Consider the following 21,920-nt stretch of genomic DNA (forward strand, 5'->3'; position numbering starts at 1 on the left):
CTTAGGGAAGAAAAGTCTCTTATAATAAATTTAACTGTTGGGCAGAGATCTTCATTGGGATTTATAACAGCCTTAAACACATTTACTGAATTAGACTATCCAGGGATTGTTGTGGTAAGTGGTGCAGGAAATCAAAGAAATACATATATACATTATGCTGGTAAATTTAGAAATCAGATGGATGTAAATGATATTATTATTGAATTCGGAGATGGTCAAAATTTAGATATTTATCTCGAAGGGAGTGACTTAGATAGAATAAACGCAACTATAATTTCGCCGTCAGGAGAAGTGAGTTATACAGCAATTTATGCTCCAGATTACTATGAATACACAGGAAGATTCAATTTAGAAAATACAACATACAGGATTAGATACTTTTATCCTTGGTTATCTACAGGATCTTTATTTCTTGAGGTAAACCTTAGAAATATGAAACCTGGAGCGTGGACCCTTAGAGTTAGACCTGATGTATTCCTAAATGGAGAATACCATGTTTATTTACCAAACGAAAATCTTTTAGGCGCTGGTGGATTTATAGATACCAGTTCTTTTTCAACTATAACCTTTCTTGGAACAGGCGAGAATATAATTACTGTTGGTGCTTATGACAATAGATATGAAAATATGTGGATTGGTTCATCAAAGGGCCCGACAAAAGGAGTTTCTGCGAAACCTGATTTTGTAGCTCCTGGTGTAAATATTATATCAGCTTACGGTAATGATAGCTATAGAACGGGTACAGGAACTGGTATTAGCAGTTCTATTACATCAGGCATGTTAGCACTAATTATGGAGTTTTTAAGTAAACAAGGTAGATATCCAAAGCTATTATTATATTCTCAAGTTTTAAAAACATACTTAATGATAGGTTCAACAAGAAATGAATTATACGAATATCCTAACGATTCTCGAGGATATGGATTAGTCGATTTTAAAAGAACCATACAAATAATATCTGATTCTTTATAAAACAATATTCTATAATAATTGCATTTATGTAATATCACAGTTAATACTAAGAAAAAAAGTTATAAAGTATATATTAGAAAATAGCACACTATATGTGTGCTTTTTTTATTGTTTTAATGAAAATGTATGTATCAGTTACCTAGTTATAATAAAAAATAAAAAAGCCTAGAGAAATATTATTAAATATCTCCCAGGCTTTTATCCTTACGTGAACACAGAGAACTGAGTGTTTTCTCTCGGACCTGCCAGTTGGAAACTGCGGAACCCTAGAAAACTTAAATATATTAAATTATTTTTTAGTAAATAAATTTTAACATAAGATAATGTTTAGTTCAACTATATATTTTTATATCTAAAAAATTCATCTCCTGTAACATCTTATTACTTAAAGTCAAGAGATTTTTACATTTATGTTTCCGATGAAAGTAAATGAATTTGTAGTGACGCAATGTGTTTCATATTATTAACAATGGGTATTTTACATTTAACAACGAAATTCTTAATATATATTATTGTTGCAAATAAAGACGAATCTATAGATCGCAAATTATTATTCTTAATGAATAACAAGGAGTGAGTCGTAATAAAAGATGAATTTATTAACAAAATAGACCAGAATTCTTTTCCAATTGATGTAGTTTTTCATAAAGATAGCTGTTCCAGTATTCACTGTCATGAAGAACTAGAGTTTATTTTAGTTATAGAAGGAAGTATAAAAGTAAATATTAGAAATGAAACAAGCATTCTCAAAGAAGATGATTTTATATTAATAAATGGGAATGAAACACATTCAATTACGAGTTTAAGTAAAAATAGATTTGTATCTCTTAAAATTAATGTTAGAGTATTAATAAAATATTTTCCTAGCTATAATTACACCTATTTTAAATGTAACTCTATTTTTGAAAATGATAATAATAAGTATATATATGATAAAATTAGAAATTTAATTGCTAATGTATTATTAGTTTTTGTAAAAAGAGAAAATGGATTTGAATTAAAAGCCTGTAGTTATGTTTATTTGATAGGAGATCATTTATATAATAATTTTGAGGTAAATAAAAGAGGGCCAAAGCATAGTGAAGTTCGAAAAGACAATAGAATTGTCAATATTATAAACTTTATTAACGAAAAATATAATACTGATATTACATTAAGCAAAGTAGCAAGTGAATTCAATCTTAATTATCATTTTTTGTCCCATAGCATTAAAGATAATATTGGGATGTCGTTTCAAAATTATTTAAATAAAATAAGGTTAGAAAAAGCATCAAATATGATTAAACACAGCAATAAAAATATGACAGATATAGCTTTAATGAATGGCTTCTCTAGTACTAGTTACTTTTATAAGGTTTTTAAGAAAGAATATAACTGTACCCCTTTAGAATATAGAAAGAGATTTGTTGATAAAGGTTTTAATAAAAGTCTTTGTAATATTAGAAATATAAGTTTAGATAACAAAGACGTTAAAAGTGTTATACAAAAATTATATCCGTATTATTATAACATTTATCAATGAATAAAAGATATTATGAAAAAGACAAAGGTTCATTAAGGAACCAGTTTTAAAAGATATTAGAGAAGATAAATCACCTACAGAGTGTAAAGAATAAAGAGGACCTGAAACTAAATCAGGTCCTTTTTTTGTTGCCCATTTTCACGTTCCATTGCTTCTTTTGTAACTAGCCAAACTGAGGCGAATTTCTTGCAGTCATCATCTTTAATTAGCTTACCTGTAGCAACTGCCTTTCTAAGCGTAGAATCTTTTAATCCCCATCATTGACCATACTACTTATAGGATGGTGATAGTATGGATATATTCGATGAAAAGGGAATCAAACCAAAGTTAATAGGTGAGATGCAAGAGGTTTTTGATTATCCAGATTATATTTTTGAAATAAAGCTAGATGGAATAAGATGTATAGCATATTTAGATAAAGATAGTACAGATTTAAGGAATAAGAGAGGTTTTAAGTTAATACCAAGGTTTCCAGAATAGATCTATTAAAAGATTATTCTAGCTCTTTTTCATTCTTTAAGAAGCTATATCTGTTTATTTCATCTTTTATATTCATTTTCTAAATCTCTATTTTTAATTTTCCCTTTTTTATTTGTATAAAATTAGATATGTGCTAATATATATGTTATAAAAGAAATAATTAAAGGTATCATAGATCAAGGTGATATGCCTGAAATGTGTAAAATAGAATGTGCTATTACTCTAATCTTAATGTGATAAAAGATTATTATGAATATAATTTCATATACACTTAAAAATAAGGGGAGAATATAATGGAAAATATTGCAGTCGTTTATGAATCAAGATATGGAAGTACTAAAAAATATGCTCAGTGGATAGCACAAGATTTAGGATGTACATTAATTGAAACAAAGGATGCTACAGTAGAAAAGTTAAAAATTTTTGATACTATAATTTATGGTGGATGGTTACATGCAGGAAATATAAAAGGATTTAAGGTAATATCAAAAGATATTGATAAATTAAAAGACAAAAATATTGTAGTATTTTCAGTAGGATGTTCAACTGGTGAAAGAGAAGAAGATATAAAAGCTATTGAGGAAATGAATTTTAAAGGTTTACAGGATATAAAACATTTTTATTTAAGAGGTGCATTCAATTATAAAAATTTAAATATGATAGACAAAGTTATGATGAATATATTGAAAATCAAATTAAAGGGAATAAAAGAAGGAGATAGAGATGAGGATATTAAAGGGATGTTAGAGGCTTATATAAATCCAATAAACTTTACCAATAAAGATAATGTAAGGTCGCTAGTATCGTACGTTAGAAATTTATAACTTCTCTTATATAGGGGATGATATTTATGAAAAAAATATATTAAAAATTATAAATACAATTATGTATATATTAGCAATAATACTTTTGATTTTAATTTGGACTGTTGGAATAAAAAATGTTTCATTACAACCAGTTTTAATGATTTTCGTCAAAGGATATATGCTAAATTTATTTTTACAAGTTGTTAAATTTCATTTTATTGCAAAACTACCTGCTTAAATTTGGGTAATTTTTTATGTAAAAGATAATGAATTTTAATAAATTTACGTAAAAAAATAGAGAAATCAAAATAAACAGATTTCCTTCAAGGTCACTTTAATCACTTAACGTTTATCACATCTTAAAACAAGTTTAAGAATGCTTCGCTTGTTATTCACATGAGTAATGAAGTGTATGAATAAAAATTCTTAAATGTGCATGTCTCTATTGAATAATTATAAAAAATATAAAATGTGCCCTAATTTATAGAACTCTTTACTATAGCCGTGTTTTTGTGGTTATAGTTTGGTTCTAAAAAATGATAACCGTTTATTTTATGCGTAAAATACAGAAAATATAAAAGAAAATACATTGAAATAAATTTAATACTTCCAATTTCTCTAATACTTCAATTTGCTTATTCGGATATAAATGTGAATATATATTCCATGTTGTATCCACTTTTTCATGTCCTAATCTTTATGAAATAGTAAGTATATTTATATCCATATTTTGAATAATTTAACTAAGGATGATTTAGATGAGTAAGAGTTAGTAAATATATACTAGAAGATAAAAGGTATAGACACACACTGATGATACAAATTGCATAAACATATAGGTAAAGGTTCTGAAAATTCTAAAACTATATAAGAGGATGGGAATTGGAGGATGGATTTATGATTAATATAATAACCTTGTTAACCTATATCGCAATTGCTGCCGTTAGTCTAATTATAATATATAACTATGGACGAAAGTTAGAGCAAGAAATTTACTCAGAGCAAAGAATAAAATTTGAACAACTTAATATAGAAAATATGAAATTAGAGAATGAAATTCGAAATAAAAAACAAAGTTAGATTATTGATATAGAAGGTACTCAATGTACCTTCTATACAATATCATTATGAGGGGGAAATTATTTACAATAGAAGAGTGTGTCAGCAAAGATAGACCTAGGTTTTATAATAGACATGATTATCGATATAATTGAATATTTATAAAATTTTAAATTGCATTTTTATTACCTGTTTTGTATAGAAAAACATGAGATAATAGTATTGTGGAAAAATAACCCACATACAAAACTTAATATAGGCGCTTGGGATAGCTACACCTTTAAAATAGCGTTTTTGTTGTATTCTAATTAAGTTATAAGTATAATCTAATTAGTGCATACATTCTCATAGGTAAAATTTACCATAATGTGTGAGGTAATAGTAAAAAAGGAAAGTTTTTAATATTATAATTGAGGATTATTTTGGAAGATTTATTGAAATCATGTAGAGTTGCTGTGGTGCAAGCATCACCAATTCTATTTGACAAGACCGCGACAATTTTTAAAGTTATTGAAAAAATTAATGAAGCAGGAAGTAAAGGTGCTAATATTATTGTTTTTCCAGAATCGTTTGTACCTGCATATCCAAGGGGATTTTCTTATGGGTATGTTGTTGGCAGTAGAACAATGGAAGGGCGAGAGGACTGGAAGAAATATTATGATAACTCCGTTATTGTTCCTAGTAAAGATACTGATTTGATTGGACAAGCAGCCAAAGAAGCTAATGCTTATGTATGTATAGGAGTTACTGAACGAGATAATATCAATTGTACTCTATATTGTACCACACTTTATTTTGGTCCAGATGGATCATTGTTAGGAAAGCACCGCAAAATTAAGCCGACGGGTTCAGAGCGTCTTATTTGGGGAGAAGATGATGGAAGCACATTAACTGCCATTAGTACTCCTTATGGAGTGATTGGAGGTTTAACTTGTTGGGAGAATTATATGCCATTAGCACGTGTTGCAATGTATCGAAAAGGTGTTTCAATTTATATAGCACCAACTGCTGATTCTCGTGAAGAATGGCAATATACTATGCGTCATATTGCCTTGGAGGGTAGGTGTTTTGTGATTGGATGTAATCAATATGTAACAAAAAGTATGTATCCTCAAATCTTTAATTACCAAGATGAGCTGGACAAGTGTCCTAAAAACATGTGTCCCGGGGGAAGTTGCATAGTCGATCCATTTGGAAAATATGTTGCTGGACCTATATGGGAAAAAGAGGAAATATTGTTTGCAGAACTAGATCTTGATTTAGTACCGCTTAGTCGAATGGATTTTGATCCAACCGGTCATTATGCAAGACCTGATATTTTTGAGTTAATTGTACATGAATAATGTCACATGGAAGTTATATTTATTAAGCAGGAATTTCTATATATTACGAGAATCTATATTTAATAGGGTGAGGGTGATGTCTCGCTCAGATATACAAGAAATGGAAAAGTGGGTTCTCCCCTACAACTTGCTGACTGTTTTCTCCCTTTGATATATATAATATAGAAAGACTTAGATTAATTTCTAGGTCTTTTTTGTTGTAACTTTAAAGTACAATTATTATGGTAAAATATAGTAAAATAGCAGGAGGCATGAATTATGAAAAAAATTATTTTAGGCTCGTTAATACCAACAACTACTATGCTTTTAGTAATGTGTAGCTTTTTTTGGGAAACTCCACTTTTTCAAATTATATCTAAATCTAATTTATGGGATATTCGTTTAGTTCTAGTAATAATTACATTTCTTATTCCGTTAACTGTCTTAGCAAATGGAATTATATGTGCTTTAAAAGGGTTAGACTGGAAATTCACTATTATAATAACTTTAATTCTTCTTAATTACTTCTCATATACAGTGGTAGGAATGTTTCAACCAATTCCAACAATAATTAATTTATTTTCGCATTTAGTTGGATATAATATAGGAAAGCTATTATTAAATAAAAATTATAACAAACAAGGACTTTAGAAATAGGGTTCTTTTTAATATAGTCTTTTATTTTTGTTTATTTATTGGTAATTTGTAGTAAGAGAACGAATATTTAGGGGGTTAACTAGAGCTCTAGCAATAGAGTTCTTTTTTAATGCAACAAAGGAGAGGTTAATAAGTAAGAAAGTTTGGGTTTATGATAGACTTATTGGAATGACTATAGATTTAACTAACAAGGAGCTTACTAAGTTGAGTAAGGAAATGGAGAAGATACCTAAGAGTTCGAAGGTAGAGAGGAAGTACAATAAAAATAAGTCTGACATACAAAGGAGGTACTTAGTATAGAATGATTTATATTGCTGAAGCAGTAACGCTGTATTACAAAAGTAACCAGCTAAAATTCAGAATTCAGATAAATATGATCTGTGCTTAGAATTACATTTAAACGCTAGTAATGGATAAGACTATGGTACAGAATTTGGTATACATCAGGAACGGGATTTAAGAATAGAGGTAAATTAAAAGACTATAGAGGGCTTTACATTAACTAAGTTTGTAGGGAATGACTTTAAGGAGACATATAGAAAAGTAGTTGAGTGGTTAGAAGGTAAGTAAGATGTTAATGTAAATATGTATAAGGGTAGCTTGACTGCTACCCTTATACTATATGCATAATTAATCATTATCATAGTTTTATTAGTCTCTTCGACATCTACAACATCTTGAACAGCAGCCGCATCTGCTGCATATGCGCCTTCTTGAAAATCTTCTTCTACAACGTGAACATCTTCTACAAGAAATGAAACATCTATCCTTATAAACACCCTCCTTTAATATAATAGTATAATAGAGTAAAAAGCACTTTTATTAAAATACATATCATTTACTATTACGACTCGTAGTTGATTGTAGGGATGTATTCGATAAGGAAATTATCATATATAAATGGTGAAATTAACTTAAATAGTTGTGACATAAGGGTAATTTACTCATTAGCTTAAAAACATAATTCATATAATACAGTGGATTATATTCTTGTCCACTGATATATAATATGAAATTTATGTCGAAAAAGTGTTTATAGTGAAAATTGTTTACAGTGTGACTAAGTTTGTTTGTAATGACTTTAAAGAGACATATAGAAAAGTAGTTGTGTGGTTGGAAGGTAGTAAATTGATGTAGACAGTATAAAGAAATGTTTGTCTTCACTTTCACCTAAAACGTTAAGCGTTGTAAAAACTTCGTTAGACGAGGACTTTAAAGAAACCTATGAGTTAATGGATAAGTATTTAAAGGAAAGAAAATTAATTTAATATGAATTGGTCTCTTGGTAATTTTTAAATAAAAATAGGTTATTTTACTAGAAAATGTCATATTCGATAACAATTATATACATAAGATCATATTATAGTATTGTGGGAAGCAAATTTATCTCACAAAAATTCTAAAAGGAGATAGATATTATGTGTAATAGAAATGATAGAAGATGTCACTGCGATAGAGATAGAGACAGAGATAGAGACCGCTGTGATAGAGACAGAGATAGAGACCGTTGTGATAGAGACAGAAGATGTAACTGTCATCGTTGCCACAGATGTAATAATTGGCATTGGTGCATTAAATGTTGCGACAGAGATAGAGATAGAGATAGAGATAGAGAGCGTTGCGAAAGAGAATGCGAAAGAGAAAGAGAGCGTTGTAGAAGAGAATGCGAAAGAGAGCATTGCGACAGGGATAGAGATAGAGATAGAGAGCGTTGCGAAAGAGAATGCGAAAGAGAAAGAGAGCGTTGTAGAAGAGAATGCAAAAGAGAGCATTGCGACAGAGATAGATAGAGATCATTGTGACAGAAGAAGATGTCACTGCTGCATCAACTGGAGTTAGTAATATCTTTTCTGATTAATAGATAAATCGATAATAAATAAATAGTAAAGGGTAGCTTAATTGCTACCCTTATTTTAATATACATATTATATCTATCTCTATTTTATACTACCTTTATTTTTAAAGTTACTTTACATAATGGAAAAAATAGATAAAATATATCTAGTATTAAAAACTCTATAATATACATTAATTTAAAAATATAACAGAGATAGCTTTAATGAATGGCTTTTCTAGTACCAGTTAATTTTATAAGGTTTTTAAGAAAGAATATAACTATACTCCTTTAGAATATAGAAAGATATTTGCTGATAAAGGTTTTAATATTAAAAATATAAGTTTAGACAACAGAGAGTATGGATATATTCGAAGAAAAAGGAATCAAACTGATTTAAACAAAATGCATAAAAATACCACCTTATATATATAATAAGATGGCATAATAACTTTACTATATCTTGCATACAGGAAAGAGGATACTTTAATAAGATCCATAGAACATGACAATGAGGTCGTTTTTAGAACATTAGGGAAGCAATATTTAATCCTGATGGAACTCATTTTCATAAGCTTTTTAACAGAACAGATTTTTACGAAGAACATTTTCATAAAATGTGTGATATAATAGGTCCTGGAATTCCTGTTGGAAATGGTAGACATGTACACTTTGTTGAAGGGTACACTAAAATCAATGATGGTCATGAACACGAATTCCAATTTGCTACTTTAATAGATGATCCGATAGGAGATTAGTATACGAAAATATATTTACATAATACAATAGGAATAGGATATATAAAACCCACTTGTTAACATTTTAAGTGGGCTTTTACGATTATTACATTCCGATAAAAGTTTTGAATATTAATTATAATGAAGTTGTATTTAAACATTATTAGCTATTTTTTAATGCTTAAAATAACCATCACTAAGGGAGCTTAATTGACCTCCTTGTTTTTATGATATATTCAAATAAAATCGCCATTTAATGAGGGGGGAAAAAATGATTATTAAATATACTAATACAACAGAGCATTAGAAAAATCATTAGAATTTATTTATAATTTGTTGAGAATAGACAAAGTACAATAGTGGTAATAACCAATAGTGGTAATCTAATCAGAAATTGAAAAAATCCACTATTGAAGATATAGATGTAGAAATGCTTATGCTATCGGACGAGGTGCAAGCAAAGGATTAGAAAAGTTCCCTGACAATGTAACTAAGTTTGTAGGCAAGGATTTTAAGGAGACATATAGAAAAGTGCTAGTGGCTAGAAGAGAGAATATTAATTTAAATAGAAAAGGGTAGCTTAATTGCTACCCGTTTTTTTATTTTTATTATGTTTTTTTACGTACTATTTCAACAACCGTTTTGATAATAAACTAGAGATTACTTCTTTTTTATTTAATTTTTGATATTATTTCTCGTAACTCTTTCTTAGTTTCTTCTAAGTTAGAATTACATAACATAGGAAGTAATTCTACTAAATCTTTTGGTTCATAGTCCCACCATTTTACATGCAATAACATTTCAATTAATTCATTATCAAATCTTTTCTTAATAAACTTTGCTGGATTTCCGCCCACTAAACTATAAGGTTCTACATCTTTTGTGACAACAGAGTAAGCGGCAATAATGGAACCATCGCCAATTTTAACACCTGGCATTATTATACTTTCACGACCAATCCATACGTCATTGCCAATTATAGTATCTCCTTTTACAGGAAGTTGAGACATATGGGGTGGAGTAACTTTGGTCCACTCTCCACCAAATATATTAAATGGATATGCTGTAACGCTACTAATTCTATGATTTGCTGAACCCATAATGAATTTGGTTCCACTTGCAATTGAACAGAACTTTCCGATAATTAATTTATCTCCAAATTCTGGATAATTAAAAAGCACATTGTTTTTTTCAAACCCTGTTGGATCTGCAGAATCGTCATAATAAGTATATTCACCAATAAAAATATTGGGAGCAGTTATCGCATTTTTAATAAAACAAGAAGTCTTATATTCATTTGGGAAAATTTCATTGGGGTTTGGTATATTTTTCATTTTTAAATTTCTCCTTTAATAATATTTATCACATCCTTTCTATTAGTATATGAGGTAGAAACTGCCTTCATTTTCCTGATTTCTTTCATACTAATACCTCCAATCTAATTTTATGATTGTATTGTATCACATCTATTAATTAAAGTCACACCCCTTTTTGGCTTAGAATATGCTTATCAACTCAAGCTTTATCAAGTGTGAAAATTCTACAAATCAGTTCTAATCTTTATCTATATTTTACACCAATGAGTTGTAAACGAATCTCTTCTATATTATTTGTAAGTAATCAATAGTTTTAGGCATGCTAAATGAAAATATTAGCAAATTAAATATAGATGATTTTTATACAGCATTCAGTTCATTAATCCTAGATATTCGTTGAAATGAATATATTAAAAGTTGAATGTACAAGATAAAAAGAAAAATATATAAGCTTCTACAAACATTAAAAACATTAGAGTCATATTTTTATAAAGAATAATTATTTTATCATTGATATTTATACCCTAGGGGGGTATAATGATATCAGAAATAATATAATATAAATAATTTTGTCAGGGGGTTAAATTTATGAGTTTAAGTAGTTAAGAAGTCATATAGGATGACAGGATTGTCGTGTGTATTATGTATAAAGTTAGTTGAAAGAAGTGTTTGTAAGCTTAGTGGTATTTTAAATCAAAATTTAAATATAGAATATGATAATTCAAAGGTAAAGTTTAATAATATAAAAGGAGCAATTAAAAAAGCTGGGTTCGGCATACTTGAGGGAAATAAACATGAAATATTTAATCACAACTGTAAAAGAAAAGAGGAGAAAAAATGGAAAAAATATTAGAGGTAAAGGATTTAAAGAAGGTTTTCAAGAAAAAAGATGGTAGTGAACATATTGCTGTTAATGGCATTAGCTTTCATTTAGTGAAAGGAGAGATTTTTAGTTTTCTTGGACCTAATGGAGCAGGGAAAAGTACTACTATCAATATGTTAACCACGCAAATGGAACCTACAGGAGGTACAATTACTCTTCACAAACAGCCAATCAATGAAGAACCAACATTTGCAAGAGGAAGGATTGGAATTGTAGCACAGCATAACAATTTGGATAGAGGATTAACTGCGAAAGAAAACTTAGTCTATCATGGAAAATATTTTGGAATGACACATATGGAAGCTGAACAGAAAGCTTCTGAGTTATTAAAAAGTTTTGGTTTAAGTAATTGGCAGAATGAATTTGTAAAAAGCTTTTCTGGAGGAATGGCGCAACGTTTAAAAATTGCACGAGCTATCATGCATGAACCAGAAATATTATTTTTAGATGAACCGACTACGGGTTTGGATCCAGCTTATCGTGAGATTTTATGGGAACATGTTCTACATTTAAATAAGGAAAAAGGAACAACGGTTTTTTTAACAACACACTATATGGAAGAGCCTGAGCGTTTTTCTGATCGCGTTGCCGTTTACAATCAAGGCGAAATTAAAGCGATGGGAACTGTAGATGAATTACGGAAACTTATACCATCAAGTGATGTTATTACCATAACTGTAGATTCATTAGCTTCTATTAATATCATGAATGTAATAGAGATGAAGGGAGTTAAAGACGTTACTTTGAAAGATGAAAAGTCCTTTATCGTCTATACAGAAAACAGTAAAGAAGTATTGAGCAAATTATTGGGTTGGTTAGATGAACAAAACGCCAGTATTGAAAATATTAATTTAAGCTCCGCTACACTTGAAGATATTTTCATTCATTTAACAAATCAGAAAACAATGGGAGGAAATTAAAATGACGACTGAGAAACAACGTAAAATAAAAACACAAGTTTTTTGGACAATGGTAAAGCGAGATTTATTGATACAAGGAAGAAACTGGATGGAATTTATTTTCCGAGTGGGAATGTTACCATTCATTTTAATTTTAACATATGGATATGTATTACCGAAAATTGGCATACTTTCACCAGATTTTCCAAATCAATTATTTCCTGGAATGGTGGGTATGAGTTTATTGGTGACAGGTATTCATGGAACGGCCGTTCCTATGGCAATGGATTTTAATAATTCAAGGGAAATTGAAGATCGTCTACAAGCACCAGTTAATACACTAATGACTGCATGGGCTAAAATGTTTGTGGGTGTTGTAGAATCATGGATTGGGGCCTTGATTGTACTGCCAATTTCTTTGATTTTTATGGGTGCCAATATTAATATTCATTTGAATTTTGAATCGAGCATTCTTTTGCTTATAATTCTTATTTTGAGTTCTATTACATCCGCAACATTAGGTCTACTAGTTGGAACAATTGTCAAACCGATGCAAATCGCAGCGATGTTCCCGGGGTTTTTGATGCCATTAATATTTACTGGAGCAATTTTCTTTAGTTGGTCTGCGTTATTGCCACTTCCAATTTTTAAATGGATAGTATTAATCAATCCATTGGTTTATATCAATGAAGCGTTGAGATATGCAATGGGTACGTCTATAGAAACAATGCCACTGTTGGTCAGTTTAGCAGGTATTGTATTCTTCACTATTTTGATGGGTGTTGTTGGGATAAGACGATTTAAAAAAATGGCTATGCGTTAGAATTTTAAAATTCAAAAGAGGATATTTAAGTATGACAATATAATATAAAATTATAATAATTAAATTGAAAAAGATTAGATATTATCTAGTCTTTTTTTATTATCCAGCATTTATTTATCTACAATAAATTAGGAATATAATTAAAGATGAATGAATAATTAGTTAATAGGATAAACATCGACGGTCAATTAATGGCTTCTATGGCATATGGATATCCTGATGAAAATCCGCAAAAAAGACCGAGGAAAAATTTTGATAAAGTAGTTACATAGAGAGGATACTCTTTTTTTATTTTTATAATTTGCTATAATATAATAAGGATTTTTATTCTGAAGATATACAGCTAATAGGAGAGTGGATTGATTGGAAAATAACTTTACAACTAGAACTAGCTTTTTGCTTGGTGATGAGGGTTTAGACAAATTAAAAGCTTCAAATATATTAATTTTTGGAGTTGGCGGAGTAGGAAGTTTTGTTGCAGAGGCAACGGCTAGAGCGGGAATAGGAAATATAACAATAGTAGATTTTGATGATGTTGATATAACCAATATCAATAGACAGATACCAGCGCTTCACTCTACAGTTGGAAGAGATAAAGTAGATGTTATGCAGGAGAGGATTTTAGATATAAATCCCGATATAAATATCAGAAATTTTAAAGAAAAATACAATAAAGAAACTAGCGAGATGTTCTTCGATCAAGATTACGATTATGTAATAGATGCAATCGATATGGTTTCATCTAAGATTCATTTAATAGAAACTTGTAAAAGAAAAGGTATAAAAATAATAAGTAGCATGGGAATGGGCAATAAAGTAGATCCTACGAAAATTGTTGTTACGGATATATACAAAACTTCTACAGATCCACTTGCAAAAGTTATGCGTAAAGAGCTAAGAGATAGAAAGATAAAAGATTTAAAGGTAGTTTACTCAACAGAAACGCCTGTGGAACTTAAAAAGAAGGTTGTAAATGGTAGGAAATTGACTCCTGGGAGTATTTCTTTTGTTCCTTCTGTAGGTGGGCTTACAATAGCTTCTGTAGTGGTAAATGATTTAGTTGGAGAATATAAATTTATATAGAGAAGATAATATTACTTAGAGATTTTAATAATAGATGTAAGTATTATAATAATATAAATATAAATTAAAAAAGTATGGTGAGTCTAAATTCTAGGCTCATCATACTTTGCATATTATTATGTACTGATTAATCATGTTCGTAGTTTTTCTTTGTAAAAATTTTATCGCCATCGCTGTAAAAAACAATATCGCCTATTCTATCGGTTCTGTAGACTGACGAGTCGTTTTGGTAGAGAGTGTTTAATGTTTCTTTATGTGGATGTCCATATTGATTTTTATAACCACAAGATATGACAGATATATCTGGGCTTATTTTAGAAATAAATTCAGGTGAACTAGATGTATTACTTCCATGGTGGGCAACTTTTAAAAAATCGACATCATTAATGTCGTATATATTTAATATTTCTTGTTCATTTTCTTTTTCAGAATCTCCAGTTAAGATGAACGTATTGTCCTTGTATTTCATATAAAAGACAATAGAAGCTAGATTGTTTTCATCATTTATATTTGATGGAGATAAGACTTGTAAAGATAGTTCGTTTTCAATATTTAAATTGTCATCTCTATTTAAGTATTGTATATCTAGATTTTTATTTTTGCAGGATTTTATCAAATTGATATATGATTCACTGTCAGATGTTTTTTCAGTCATGTATATAGACTTAACATCGAAAGCATCTACAACATTATCAAGACCACCTATGTGATCGCTGTCAGGATGTGTTGCAATTATTAGATCTATGCTTTTGACCCACTTTTTCCTAAGATAACTTTTTACCATATGATCAGCGTTCTCATCACCTCCGTCTATTAAAATATTTTTTTTAGATGGTGTTTGAATAAGCATGGCATCACCTTGTCCAACGTCGATTACGTGAATTGCCAGTTGTGGTGTTTTGTCACAAGCGCTTAAAAGTGTTATTATAATAAGTAGCATTATAATAAGATATCTTTTCAATTGATAAATCACTCCATTCTTTGGATGTTTATATGATAAAAGTATGGGTAAGATATAATAGAAGAAAATTACCTATATATATTTTGTACACTTAAGTATGTATTAATACAATATTTTGGAGACGATTTAGATAAATAGGTGTTTTTAAATTATGCACGTTAAAATGTAGGAGGATTTTATGTTATTTAAAGAAATTAATCTAGATGCAAAACGGGATTTAGATCCATATTTTGATCTAGTAGATTATGAGGCATGTGAATACTGTTTCAGTACTCTTTATATGTGGCAACATGTATATAAAACAGGTTATCATATAGGAGATGATTTTGCAGTATTAGTAGGTGAGTATGAGGGAGATAGCTTCTCAATACTGCCATTAGCCAAAAAAGATAAATTACCAGAAGTTGTAGATTTTGTATTAAACTTCTTTGAAAAACACAATAAGAAGATATTTTTAAGAGGTATATCTGATGAAGTTGTGGATTTCTTAAAAGAAAAATACGCTGGTAAATTTGAATATATAGAAGAAAGAGATTTGTTTGACTATGTATATGATGCAGAAGCACTTAGAACATTAAAAGGAAGAAAAAATCAAAAGAAGAGAAATCATATAAACTACTTCTTAAAAGAGTATGAAGGAAGACACGAATATAGACTCTTAGGAAAAGAAGATTTCGATGCCTGTCTTAAATTACTAAAAGATTGGGAAGCTAGTAAAGAAGAGAGTGATGATTTTGATGATAGTATGGATGATGAATATGCAGGAATTAAAAAAATATTTAATGACTTTGATGTGCTAAATGATAGAGTAAAGGTATTTGGGATATTTGTAGATGGAAAACTAGAGGCATTTTCTATAGGAGAATACTTAAACTCAAATATGGCTCTTATACATGTTGAAAAAGCTAATCCAGATATAAGAGGACTGTATCCATTTATCAATCAACAGTTTTTAGTAAGTGAATTTCCAGATGTTGAGTTTGTAAATAGAGAAGAAGATATGGGAATCGAAGGACTTAGAAAAGCAAAGCTTTCTTACCATCCGATAAGATTTGTAGAAAAATACAGCGTCAAGGAGGCGTAATATTGTATGATAAATGTTAGGTATGCTATAGATAAAGACATAGATGATATTAAAAAGATATGGAGTTACTGCTTTGGAGATACAGAAAAATTTATGGATTATTATTTTTCAAATAGATATTTCAAAGAGCACAATGTAGTAGTTGAACAAGATGAAAGTATTATTTCGTCTTTACAGTTGGCACCATACAAAATTAATTTAAATGGCAAAGTTTATAAAACATCTTATGTCGTTGGGGTATCTACTCTTCCAGAGGCTAGAGGTAAGGGATTCATGAAATCAATGATGAATTTTACTCTAGAAGAACTCTATAAAAGGGGAGAAAAAATATCTACACTAATGCCTATTGATTATAGAATTTACAGAAGATATGGTTATGAGCATTGCTATGACCAAATTCAATACAATATTGACGTCAATGATTTGAGAAGTTTTAGAACAAAAGGAAATTTTCATAAATCTAATAAGGATCATATGGAAGCTCTTATAGATATCGCAGTGGAATTTCAGTTAGATTTTAATGGAAATACTGTTAGGGACAGAGAGTATTTCGAAAATTTATATGGAGAAATACAGAGCGACGATGGTAATTTTTATATTTATGAAAATGATGGTTATAAAGGGTATCTGGTTTACTCTTTAAACGAGGATACTATGTTTGTAAGAGAATTATTTTATAAAGATATAGATTCACTGAAATCGATGATGGGCTTTATATATAATCACAATACACAGTGTAAAAAAGTATCTATATCAGCTCCTGTTGGCGATAAACTTAAACTTCTGTTTGACAATCCAAAAGATGTCGATATGAAGCTTGTGCCATTTATGATGGGAAGAGTAATTGATGTAAGAAAGTATTTTGAAAGTATAGATGTAAATTGCGGCTTTGATGGATCTATAAATGTTAAAGTTGTAGATAATCAAATAAAAGAGAATAATCAAGTATTTAAAATAAATATAAAAGACGAAAATTTGACAGTAGATATTACTGAAGAGAATGAGGATCTAGTGCTTAGTATAAATGCGATAACTCAAATTGCATTCTCATACCTAAGTATAGATGAAGTTTTATCTCTATATGAAGTAGATGTAGATAAAAATAAGAGAAATGAAGTAGTTAGATTTTTTAAAAGTTTACTTCCTAAAAAAAATAACTATTTAAACGACTATATATAATTATATATAGTCGTTTATTTTTTAAAAATTTTTTAGTGTTTATCTTTTCCAAATAAATCTAAAATAAAATTGTATCGGTACAATTTCTGTTGTACCGCTCATTTCATTCATATATAATTAACTTATAAATATAGAGTTATTTTAGAGGAGGATTATAGATGAATAACACAAAAAATTTAGTTTTAAACGGACTTATGATTGCTTTAGTATGTGTTTCTACAATGGTTATACAAATACCAATACCAGGAACAAGTGGTTATGTAAATGTTGGTGATAGCATAATATTTATATCTTCAGTAGTTTTGGGACCTATACCAGGCATGATAGCAGGGGGAATTGGATCGACTTTTGCAGATGTACTTAGTGGTTATACGCATTGGGCGCCATTTACATTAATTATAAAAGGTTTTGAGGGTCTTATAGTAGGGTTAATATACAGATCTCTGAAAACTAAAGGGTCTATGGCTATTGCTATGATAGTTGGTATTGTAGTAATGGTAGGGGGATATTTAATAGGTGGATTTATTCTTAAAGGAAGTTGGATTATAGCACTAGGTTCTATCCCAGCAAACTCTGTACAAGGTGTTATAAGCATGGTTATAGCTCTTCCATTCTCTTATTATGTTGGTAAGGCTTACAATAAAAACTTTTTGCATAGACAAGAAAATATTTAGGGCTTTAAACGTCCGATAATTATAAAGAAGTATTTTGCTAGTATTATTATATACATGCAAAATGCTTTTTTATTTTATCTGTTTTAAATTATATGAATTTGAAAATAATCTAGATAAAATACTTAAGGAGAGGATGATGTTTGAGAAGACCTATGCTTATTGTTTTTCTAGTTATCTTGTTTGTTGATGTTCTATTAACCAATTTCAAGGATGTTGATTATAGTTTTGATGATCAAATTGTTAATATTAGAGGTGTAGTCAAGGATAAAATTGAAAAGCCTAAGTACAACCAATACAAGGTGGGATCTTTTTTAGTAAATGATTACTCTAGAACTTTTAAATTGGATATTGGGCAAGAAGTTAATGTAAACGGAAAGTTTAAGAGCTTAGATAAGATGAAGTTTGATGATTTTGATTATGGTAGATATGTAAAAAGCACTGGATATAAGGGGATTATTTATATTAAATCTTATGAGGTTGTTGGTGAAGATTTTATTTATAAGTATCTTGGAACATTTAAATTAAAGGTTAGAGATATTTCTAGGTATTTGTATAAGGAATATTCTAATTTTGTAAATTCTATACTGCTTGGCGATTCTAGCAGTTTGAATGAAGATGAGAAGTTGATGTTTAAGAGGACAGGTACAAGCCATGTGATAGCTATTTCTGGACTTCATACTGGCATATTGTGTGTTATTATAGCTTTTATGATGAGAGGAGTAAATAAATTTTATAAACTATTTATTTTAATAATATTAATGTATTTGTACAGTATTATGGTGGGATCGTCTCCTTCAGTTTTAAGATCTATAATTTTTTCCTTTATCTTATATTTTTCTATTTTTGTCGATAGAAAGAGGGATGGTATATCAACACTAGCATTTATAGGGAGTTTGTTTATATTTAACAACCCATTTGTCGTATACAATGTAAGTTTTCAATTGTCTTTTGCCGCAACATTGTCTATAATATACTTCGAACCCTATTTTTTCAGGGCTATAAAACTTAGGCTGATTTCGGTAACGATATCATCAAATATTTTGACATTGCCAATAATATACTACACATTTGGGGGAATTCCAGTACTATCTATAGTGGGGAATATTATTGTAGTGCCTTTTATGGCAGTAATAATGTATTTGAGTATTTTCAGTATACTTTTATATAAGTTTATATTGGTAAGTAAAGTTATTGCTTTTATAAATTTATCTGTTATTAAAAATATATATTATATGCTTGATAAAATCGGCAATTTAAGTTTTTCGTATTTGGATATTAAAAGCCCGAAGTTTTATATTGTATTAGTTTATTATACAGTTGTATTTACATATATGGTTTACTGGGAAATAAAGGAGATGAGGGAGCAAGACAATGGATTACAAGGATATTATAAAGAATATTAACGACAACAAAATGGAAAAACTATATTTTTTTTATGGGAAGGAGTACTTCCTTATAGATAACGCAATAAAAGCTTTCAGGGGGAATCTAAATGAGAGCATGATTGATTTTAACTTGGATATCATCGATGGTAGAGAGACTGATATAGCAAGTTTAATAAGCTCTATTGAAACATTGCCATTCATGGATGAGAGAAAGATAGTTATAATTAAAGATTTTGAATTATTAAAAGGGAAGAAAAAAAACTTCTCAGACAGTGATGAAAAGTACTTAGTAGATTATATTGACAATATTCCAGAAACTACAACTATAGTGTTTTTGGTGTACGGAGATATAGACAAGAGGAAGTCATTTGTAAAAAAGATAAATAAAAACGGAAAATTAGTCAATTGTGACAAATTATCAGATATGGATTTGTTTAAGTGGACTAAGAAGACATTTGAAAATAGTGGAGTTATTATAGATAATCCTCAGATCATGCACTTTATTGAACAAATAGGGTACAAGGATAAAAGCAGTGAAAAGACTTTATCAGATCTGAAAAATGATATAAATAAGATTAGTTCATTCGTAGGTAAAGGAAATACCGTAGAAAAAGATGCAATAGACAAGCTTACTGAAAAGAAAATTGAAAACGACATATTCAAACTTATAGATAATATAGGAGCTAAGAACTCTTCAAGCGCAATGAAGATACTAAACGATATGATTGAAGAGGGAGAGTCTGTTTTAGGTATATTTGCAATGATATCTAGACAGTTTAAGTTAATAATACAAGCTAGAGGGCTTCAGTCTGAGAAATTATCCTCAAAGTCAATAGCCGATAGGCTAAAGATACATCCTTTTGTTGCTGGAAAGGCTTTAAAGCAGACATCTAACTTCTCAGACAGTGAGATTACAGAAATTATGAACTACTTACTAGATAGTGACTACAAGATTAAAAACGGGCTTATTAGAGATACATTGGCTGTAGAGATATTTATAGGTAAGTACTGTTAATTCTATAGGTTTAATTAAGAAGATAGTAAAATAAAATATTTCGATTATTTAAGTCAGGGGCAATTGCTTTCTGGCTTTTATTTATGTATTTTACCATATTTTATATAAGCAATTTGCATTTTAATATATGATAAATGCAGCTTAGGAGGAGAATATGGACAGAATTAGGATTTATAAGCTTTTGGGGGTCAGAGAAGACGATCTGATATAGCTAAGGCACTTGTAAATAAACCGAAGATTCTTTTCTTAGACGAGCCAACTACGGGGTTAGATCCTCAAATTAGAAAAGGTATAAGGGAGACGATTAGAAAGCTACAGATAGAAAGTAAAGGAGTTCGCATGTAACTTAGAAGTGAACAAAGAGTGGTTTAAGATGACTATGAGATTGATACAATATAAATAAAAAAAGCCACTAGATACCGAAATATCTGTGGCTTTTATATTATCAATAAGAATAATCAAACAGAATTATGCGTTCATACTGTTTAACTTGTTTGCAAGCTTAGCTACTTTTCTAGCTGCAGCATTCTTATGTATCGTTCCTTTAGAAGCTACTTGGTGTATTCTCTTTTGAGCAGATTGGAACTTAACAGCAGCGTCTTCCTTGTTTCCTGCAGCAACAGCATCTTCAAATTTTCTTATTGCAGTTTTTATTTGAGATTTTCTTACTTTATTTAAAGCAGTTTTCTTTTCGATAACGCTTATTCTTTTCTTAGCTGATTTTATATTTGCCAAATCATTCACCTCCTCATTTATTATTGTCTGTACATTGTCAACATATTAGATTTTAGCAGAAATAAAACTAAAAATCAAGGATAAATATTTACATATTTAATATAATTTCAATAATTTTTCCTTTTAGATTATATAACATAAAAACATAATTTACAATATCTAAATTTGATTTATATCCTTTAATTTACACCTTTATATTCTAGGACAAGTTTTTGTAATTTATACTTTGAAAATAAAAAAAGAATAAATTGTACGTAATTCTAAACAATTTATAGACTATTTACTTTATATTCTACTCAAGATACTTTGAAAACTTAGCTATGCGCCTAATATAAAAATTTTAATTGCAATATAATAATTGTATTAAAAATCTTAAAAAGAAACTTATACTTAAAAAATTTGCATTCATAAATTAATTCCTTAATTCCTCCTATTTATTTATATATTTTACGACGTATTGTCTTCATATTATACAACGAAGAAAATACAAAAAT

Annotated in this window: 23 protein-coding genes, 3 pseudogenes and 1 riboswitch; of the genes and pseudogenes, 21 read left to right on the forward strand and 5 right to left on the reverse strand. The window is 29.1% G+C overall.

Features of this window, described 5'->3' with window-relative positions:
* From J2Z43_RS00005 to J2Z43_RS00015, 3 genes and pseudogenes are all read left to right on the forward strand, one after another.
* On the forward strand, positions 1-972 hold a 972-nt coding region (locus J2Z43_RS00005; protein WP_209455294.1), incomplete at its 5' end, for a S8 family serine peptidase.
* 185 nt (positions 973-1,157) lie between these two features.
* Positions 1,158-1,253: riboswitch (guanidine-I (ykkC/yxkD leader) on the reverse strand.
* A 347-nt stretch (positions 1,254-1,600) separates the two neighbouring features.
* Positions 1,601-1,783 (forward strand): annotated as a pseudogene (locus J2Z43_RS15355) (cupin domain-containing protein); the annotation flags it as partial.
* A 210-nt stretch (positions 1,784-1,993) separates the two neighbouring features.
* The gene (locus tag J2Z43_RS00015; RefSeq protein WP_209455295.1) at positions 1,994-2,494 is read left to right on the forward strand and encodes a helix-turn-helix transcriptional regulator; all 501 of its coding nucleotides are present in this window, start codon (positions 1,994-1,996) and stop codon (positions 2,492-2,494) included.
* A gap of 107 nt (positions 2,495-2,601) precedes the next feature.
* Here the strand turns inward: J2Z43_RS00015 and J2Z43_RS15360 are convergent.
* Positions 2,602-2,739: pseudogene (locus J2Z43_RS15360) on the reverse strand (helix-turn-helix domain-containing protein); the annotation flags it as partial.
* A gap of 46 nt (positions 2,740-2,785) precedes the next feature.
* Here J2Z43_RS15360 and J2Z43_RS00020 point away from each other — a divergent pair.
* The 6 genes from J2Z43_RS00020 (at position 2,786) to J2Z43_RS14940 (ending at position 7,118) form a co-directional block, all read left to right on the forward strand.
* Entirely contained in the window at positions 2,786-2,974 is a 189-nt protein-coding gene (locus J2Z43_RS00020) for a DNA ligase-like domain-containing protein (protein ID WP_209455296.1), read from the forward strand.
* A gap of 293 nt (positions 2,975-3,267) precedes the next feature.
* Complete coding sequence (locus J2Z43_RS00025; protein WP_209455297.1) at positions 3,268-3,798, forward strand: flavodoxin domain-containing protein; 531 nt, start codon at positions 3,268-3,270, stop codon at positions 3,796-3,798.
* A gap of 879 nt (positions 3,799-4,677) precedes the next feature.
* Entirely contained in the window at positions 4,678-4,860 is a 183-nt protein-coding gene (locus J2Z43_RS00030) for a hypothetical protein (protein WP_209455298.1), read from the forward strand.
* Positions 4,861-5,261: 401 nt separating this feature from the next.
* Complete coding sequence (locus J2Z43_RS00035; protein ID WP_209455299.1) at positions 5,262-6,182, forward strand: carbon-nitrogen hydrolase family protein; 921 nt, start codon at positions 5,262-5,264, stop codon at positions 6,180-6,182.
* Positions 6,183-6,440: 258 nt separating this feature from the next.
* Entirely contained in the window at positions 6,441-6,812 is a 372-nt protein-coding gene (locus tag J2Z43_RS00040) for a hypothetical protein (RefSeq protein WP_209455300.1), read from the forward strand.
* A 174-nt stretch (positions 6,813-6,986) separates the two neighbouring features.
* Positions 6,987-7,118: a hypothetical protein gene (locus J2Z43_RS14940; RefSeq protein WP_268828368.1), complete on the forward strand. Its 132-nt coding sequence runs from the start codon at positions 6,987-6,989 to the stop codon at positions 7,116-7,118.
* Positions 7,119-7,291: 173 nt separating this feature from the next.
* Here the strand turns inward: J2Z43_RS14940 and J2Z43_RS00045 are convergent, their stop codons facing one another.
* On the reverse strand, positions 7,292-7,597 hold the full coding sequence (locus J2Z43_RS00045) for a hypothetical protein (protein ID WP_209455301.1): 306 nt from the start codon (positions 7,595-7,597) through the stop codon (positions 7,292-7,294).
* A gap of 703 nt (positions 7,598-8,300) precedes the next feature.
* Between J2Z43_RS00045 and J2Z43_RS00050 the strand changes: the two genes are divergently transcribed.
* Both J2Z43_RS00050 and J2Z43_RS14625 read left to right on the forward strand, forming a co-directional pair.
* Complete coding sequence (locus J2Z43_RS00050) at positions 8,301-8,657, forward strand: hypothetical protein (protein WP_209455302.1); 357 nt, start codon at positions 8,301-8,303, stop codon at positions 8,655-8,657.
* Positions 8,658-9,194: 537 nt separating this feature from the next.
* Positions 9,195-9,410 (forward strand): YmaF family protein, encoded by a 216-nt coding sequence (locus tag J2Z43_RS14625; protein ID WP_327786925.1) that lies wholly within the window; start codon positions 9,195-9,197, stop codon positions 9,408-9,410.
* A 650-nt stretch (positions 9,411-10,060) separates the two neighbouring features.
* Here the strand turns inward: J2Z43_RS14625 and J2Z43_RS00060 are convergent.
* Positions 10,061-10,723 (reverse strand): CatB-related O-acetyltransferase, encoded by a 663-nt coding sequence (locus tag J2Z43_RS00060; RefSeq protein ID WP_209455303.1) that lies wholly within the window; start codon positions 10,721-10,723, stop codon positions 10,061-10,063.
* Between the two features lie 610 nt (positions 10,724-11,333).
* Between J2Z43_RS00060 and J2Z43_RS00065 the strand changes: the two genes are divergently transcribed.
* From J2Z43_RS00065 to J2Z43_RS00080, 4 genes are all read left to right on the forward strand, one after another.
* On the forward strand, positions 11,334-11,558 hold the full coding sequence (locus J2Z43_RS00065; RefSeq protein WP_209455304.1) for a hypothetical protein: 225 nt from the start codon (positions 11,334-11,336) through the stop codon (positions 11,556-11,558).
* The gene (locus tag J2Z43_RS00070; RefSeq protein ID WP_209455305.1) at positions 11,543-12,508 is read left to right on the forward strand and encodes an ABC transporter ATP-binding protein; all 966 of its coding nucleotides are present in this window, start codon (positions 11,543-11,545) and stop codon (positions 12,506-12,508) included. The genes J2Z43_RS00065 and J2Z43_RS00070 overlap by 16 nt, the downstream gene beginning before the upstream one ends.
* A 1-nt stretch (position 12,509) precedes the next feature.
* Positions 12,510-13,310 (forward strand): ABC transporter permease, encoded by an 801-nt coding sequence (locus J2Z43_RS00075; RefSeq protein ID WP_209455306.1) that lies wholly within the window; start codon positions 12,510-12,512, stop codon positions 13,308-13,310.
* A gap of 363 nt (positions 13,311-13,673) precedes the next feature.
* Positions 13,674-14,393, forward strand: a complete 720-nt coding sequence (locus J2Z43_RS00080) for a tRNA threonylcarbamoyladenosine dehydratase (RefSeq protein ID WP_209455307.1) — start codon at positions 13,674-13,676, stop codon at positions 14,391-14,393.
* A 127-nt stretch (positions 14,394-14,520) separates the two neighbouring features.
* Here J2Z43_RS00080 and J2Z43_RS00085 read toward each other — a convergent pair whose 3' ends face one another.
* Positions 14,521-15,354 carry a ComEC/Rec2 family competence protein gene (locus J2Z43_RS00085; RefSeq protein WP_209455308.1) on the reverse strand — a complete coding sequence of 278 codons (834 nt, stop codon included), beginning with the start codon at positions 15,352-15,354 and terminating at the stop codon, positions 14,521-14,523.
* 178 nt (positions 15,355-15,532) lie between these two features.
* Between J2Z43_RS00085 and J2Z43_RS00090 the strand changes: the two genes are divergently transcribed.
* The 6 genes and pseudogenes from J2Z43_RS00090 to J2Z43_RS00115 all read left to right on the forward strand — a co-directional run.
* Entirely contained in the window at positions 15,533-16,438 is a 906-nt protein-coding gene (locus tag J2Z43_RS00090; protein ID WP_209455309.1) for a DUF2156 domain-containing protein, read from the forward strand.
* Between the two features lie 6 nt (positions 16,439-16,444).
* Positions 16,445-17,617 (forward strand): GNAT family N-acetyltransferase, encoded by a 1,173-nt coding sequence (locus J2Z43_RS00095; protein ID WP_234925902.1) that lies wholly within the window; start codon positions 16,445-16,447, stop codon positions 17,615-17,617.
* A gap of 158 nt (positions 17,618-17,775) precedes the next feature.
* A complete protein-coding gene (locus J2Z43_RS00100) occupies positions 17,776-18,291 on the forward strand; it encodes an ECF transporter S component (RefSeq protein ID WP_209455310.1) in 516 nt (171 codons plus the stop codon).
* A gap of 140 nt (positions 18,292-18,431) precedes the next feature.
* Positions 18,432-19,694: a ComEC/Rec2 family competence protein gene (locus tag J2Z43_RS00105; RefSeq protein WP_234925903.1), complete on the forward strand. Its 1,263-nt coding sequence runs from the start codon at positions 18,432-18,434 to the stop codon at positions 19,692-19,694.
* Entirely contained in the window at positions 19,663-20,691 is a 1,029-nt protein-coding gene (holA, locus tag J2Z43_RS00110) for a DNA polymerase III subunit delta (RefSeq protein WP_209455311.1), read from the forward strand. The genes J2Z43_RS00105 and holA overlap by 32 nt, the downstream gene beginning before the upstream one ends.
* Positions 20,692-20,886: 195 nt before the next feature.
* Positions 20,887-21,036: pseudogene (locus tag J2Z43_RS00115) on the forward strand (ABC transporter ATP-binding protein); the annotation flags it as partial.
* 123 nt (positions 21,037-21,159) lie between these two features.
* On the opposite strand, the gene rpsT reads toward J2Z43_RS00115, so the two are convergent.
* Positions 21,160-21,426 (reverse strand): 30S ribosomal protein S20, encoded by a 267-nt coding sequence (gene rpsT / locus J2Z43_RS00120; protein WP_024620455.1) that lies wholly within the window; start codon positions 21,424-21,426, stop codon positions 21,160-21,162.
* Between the last annotated feature and the right edge of the window lie 494 nt (positions 21,427-21,920).

The organism is Metaclostridioides mangenotii (genome assembly GCF_017873185.1).
Classification (GTDB): Bacteria; Bacillota; Clostridia; order Peptostreptococcales; family Peptostreptococcaceae; genus Metaclostridioides; species Metaclostridioides mangenotii.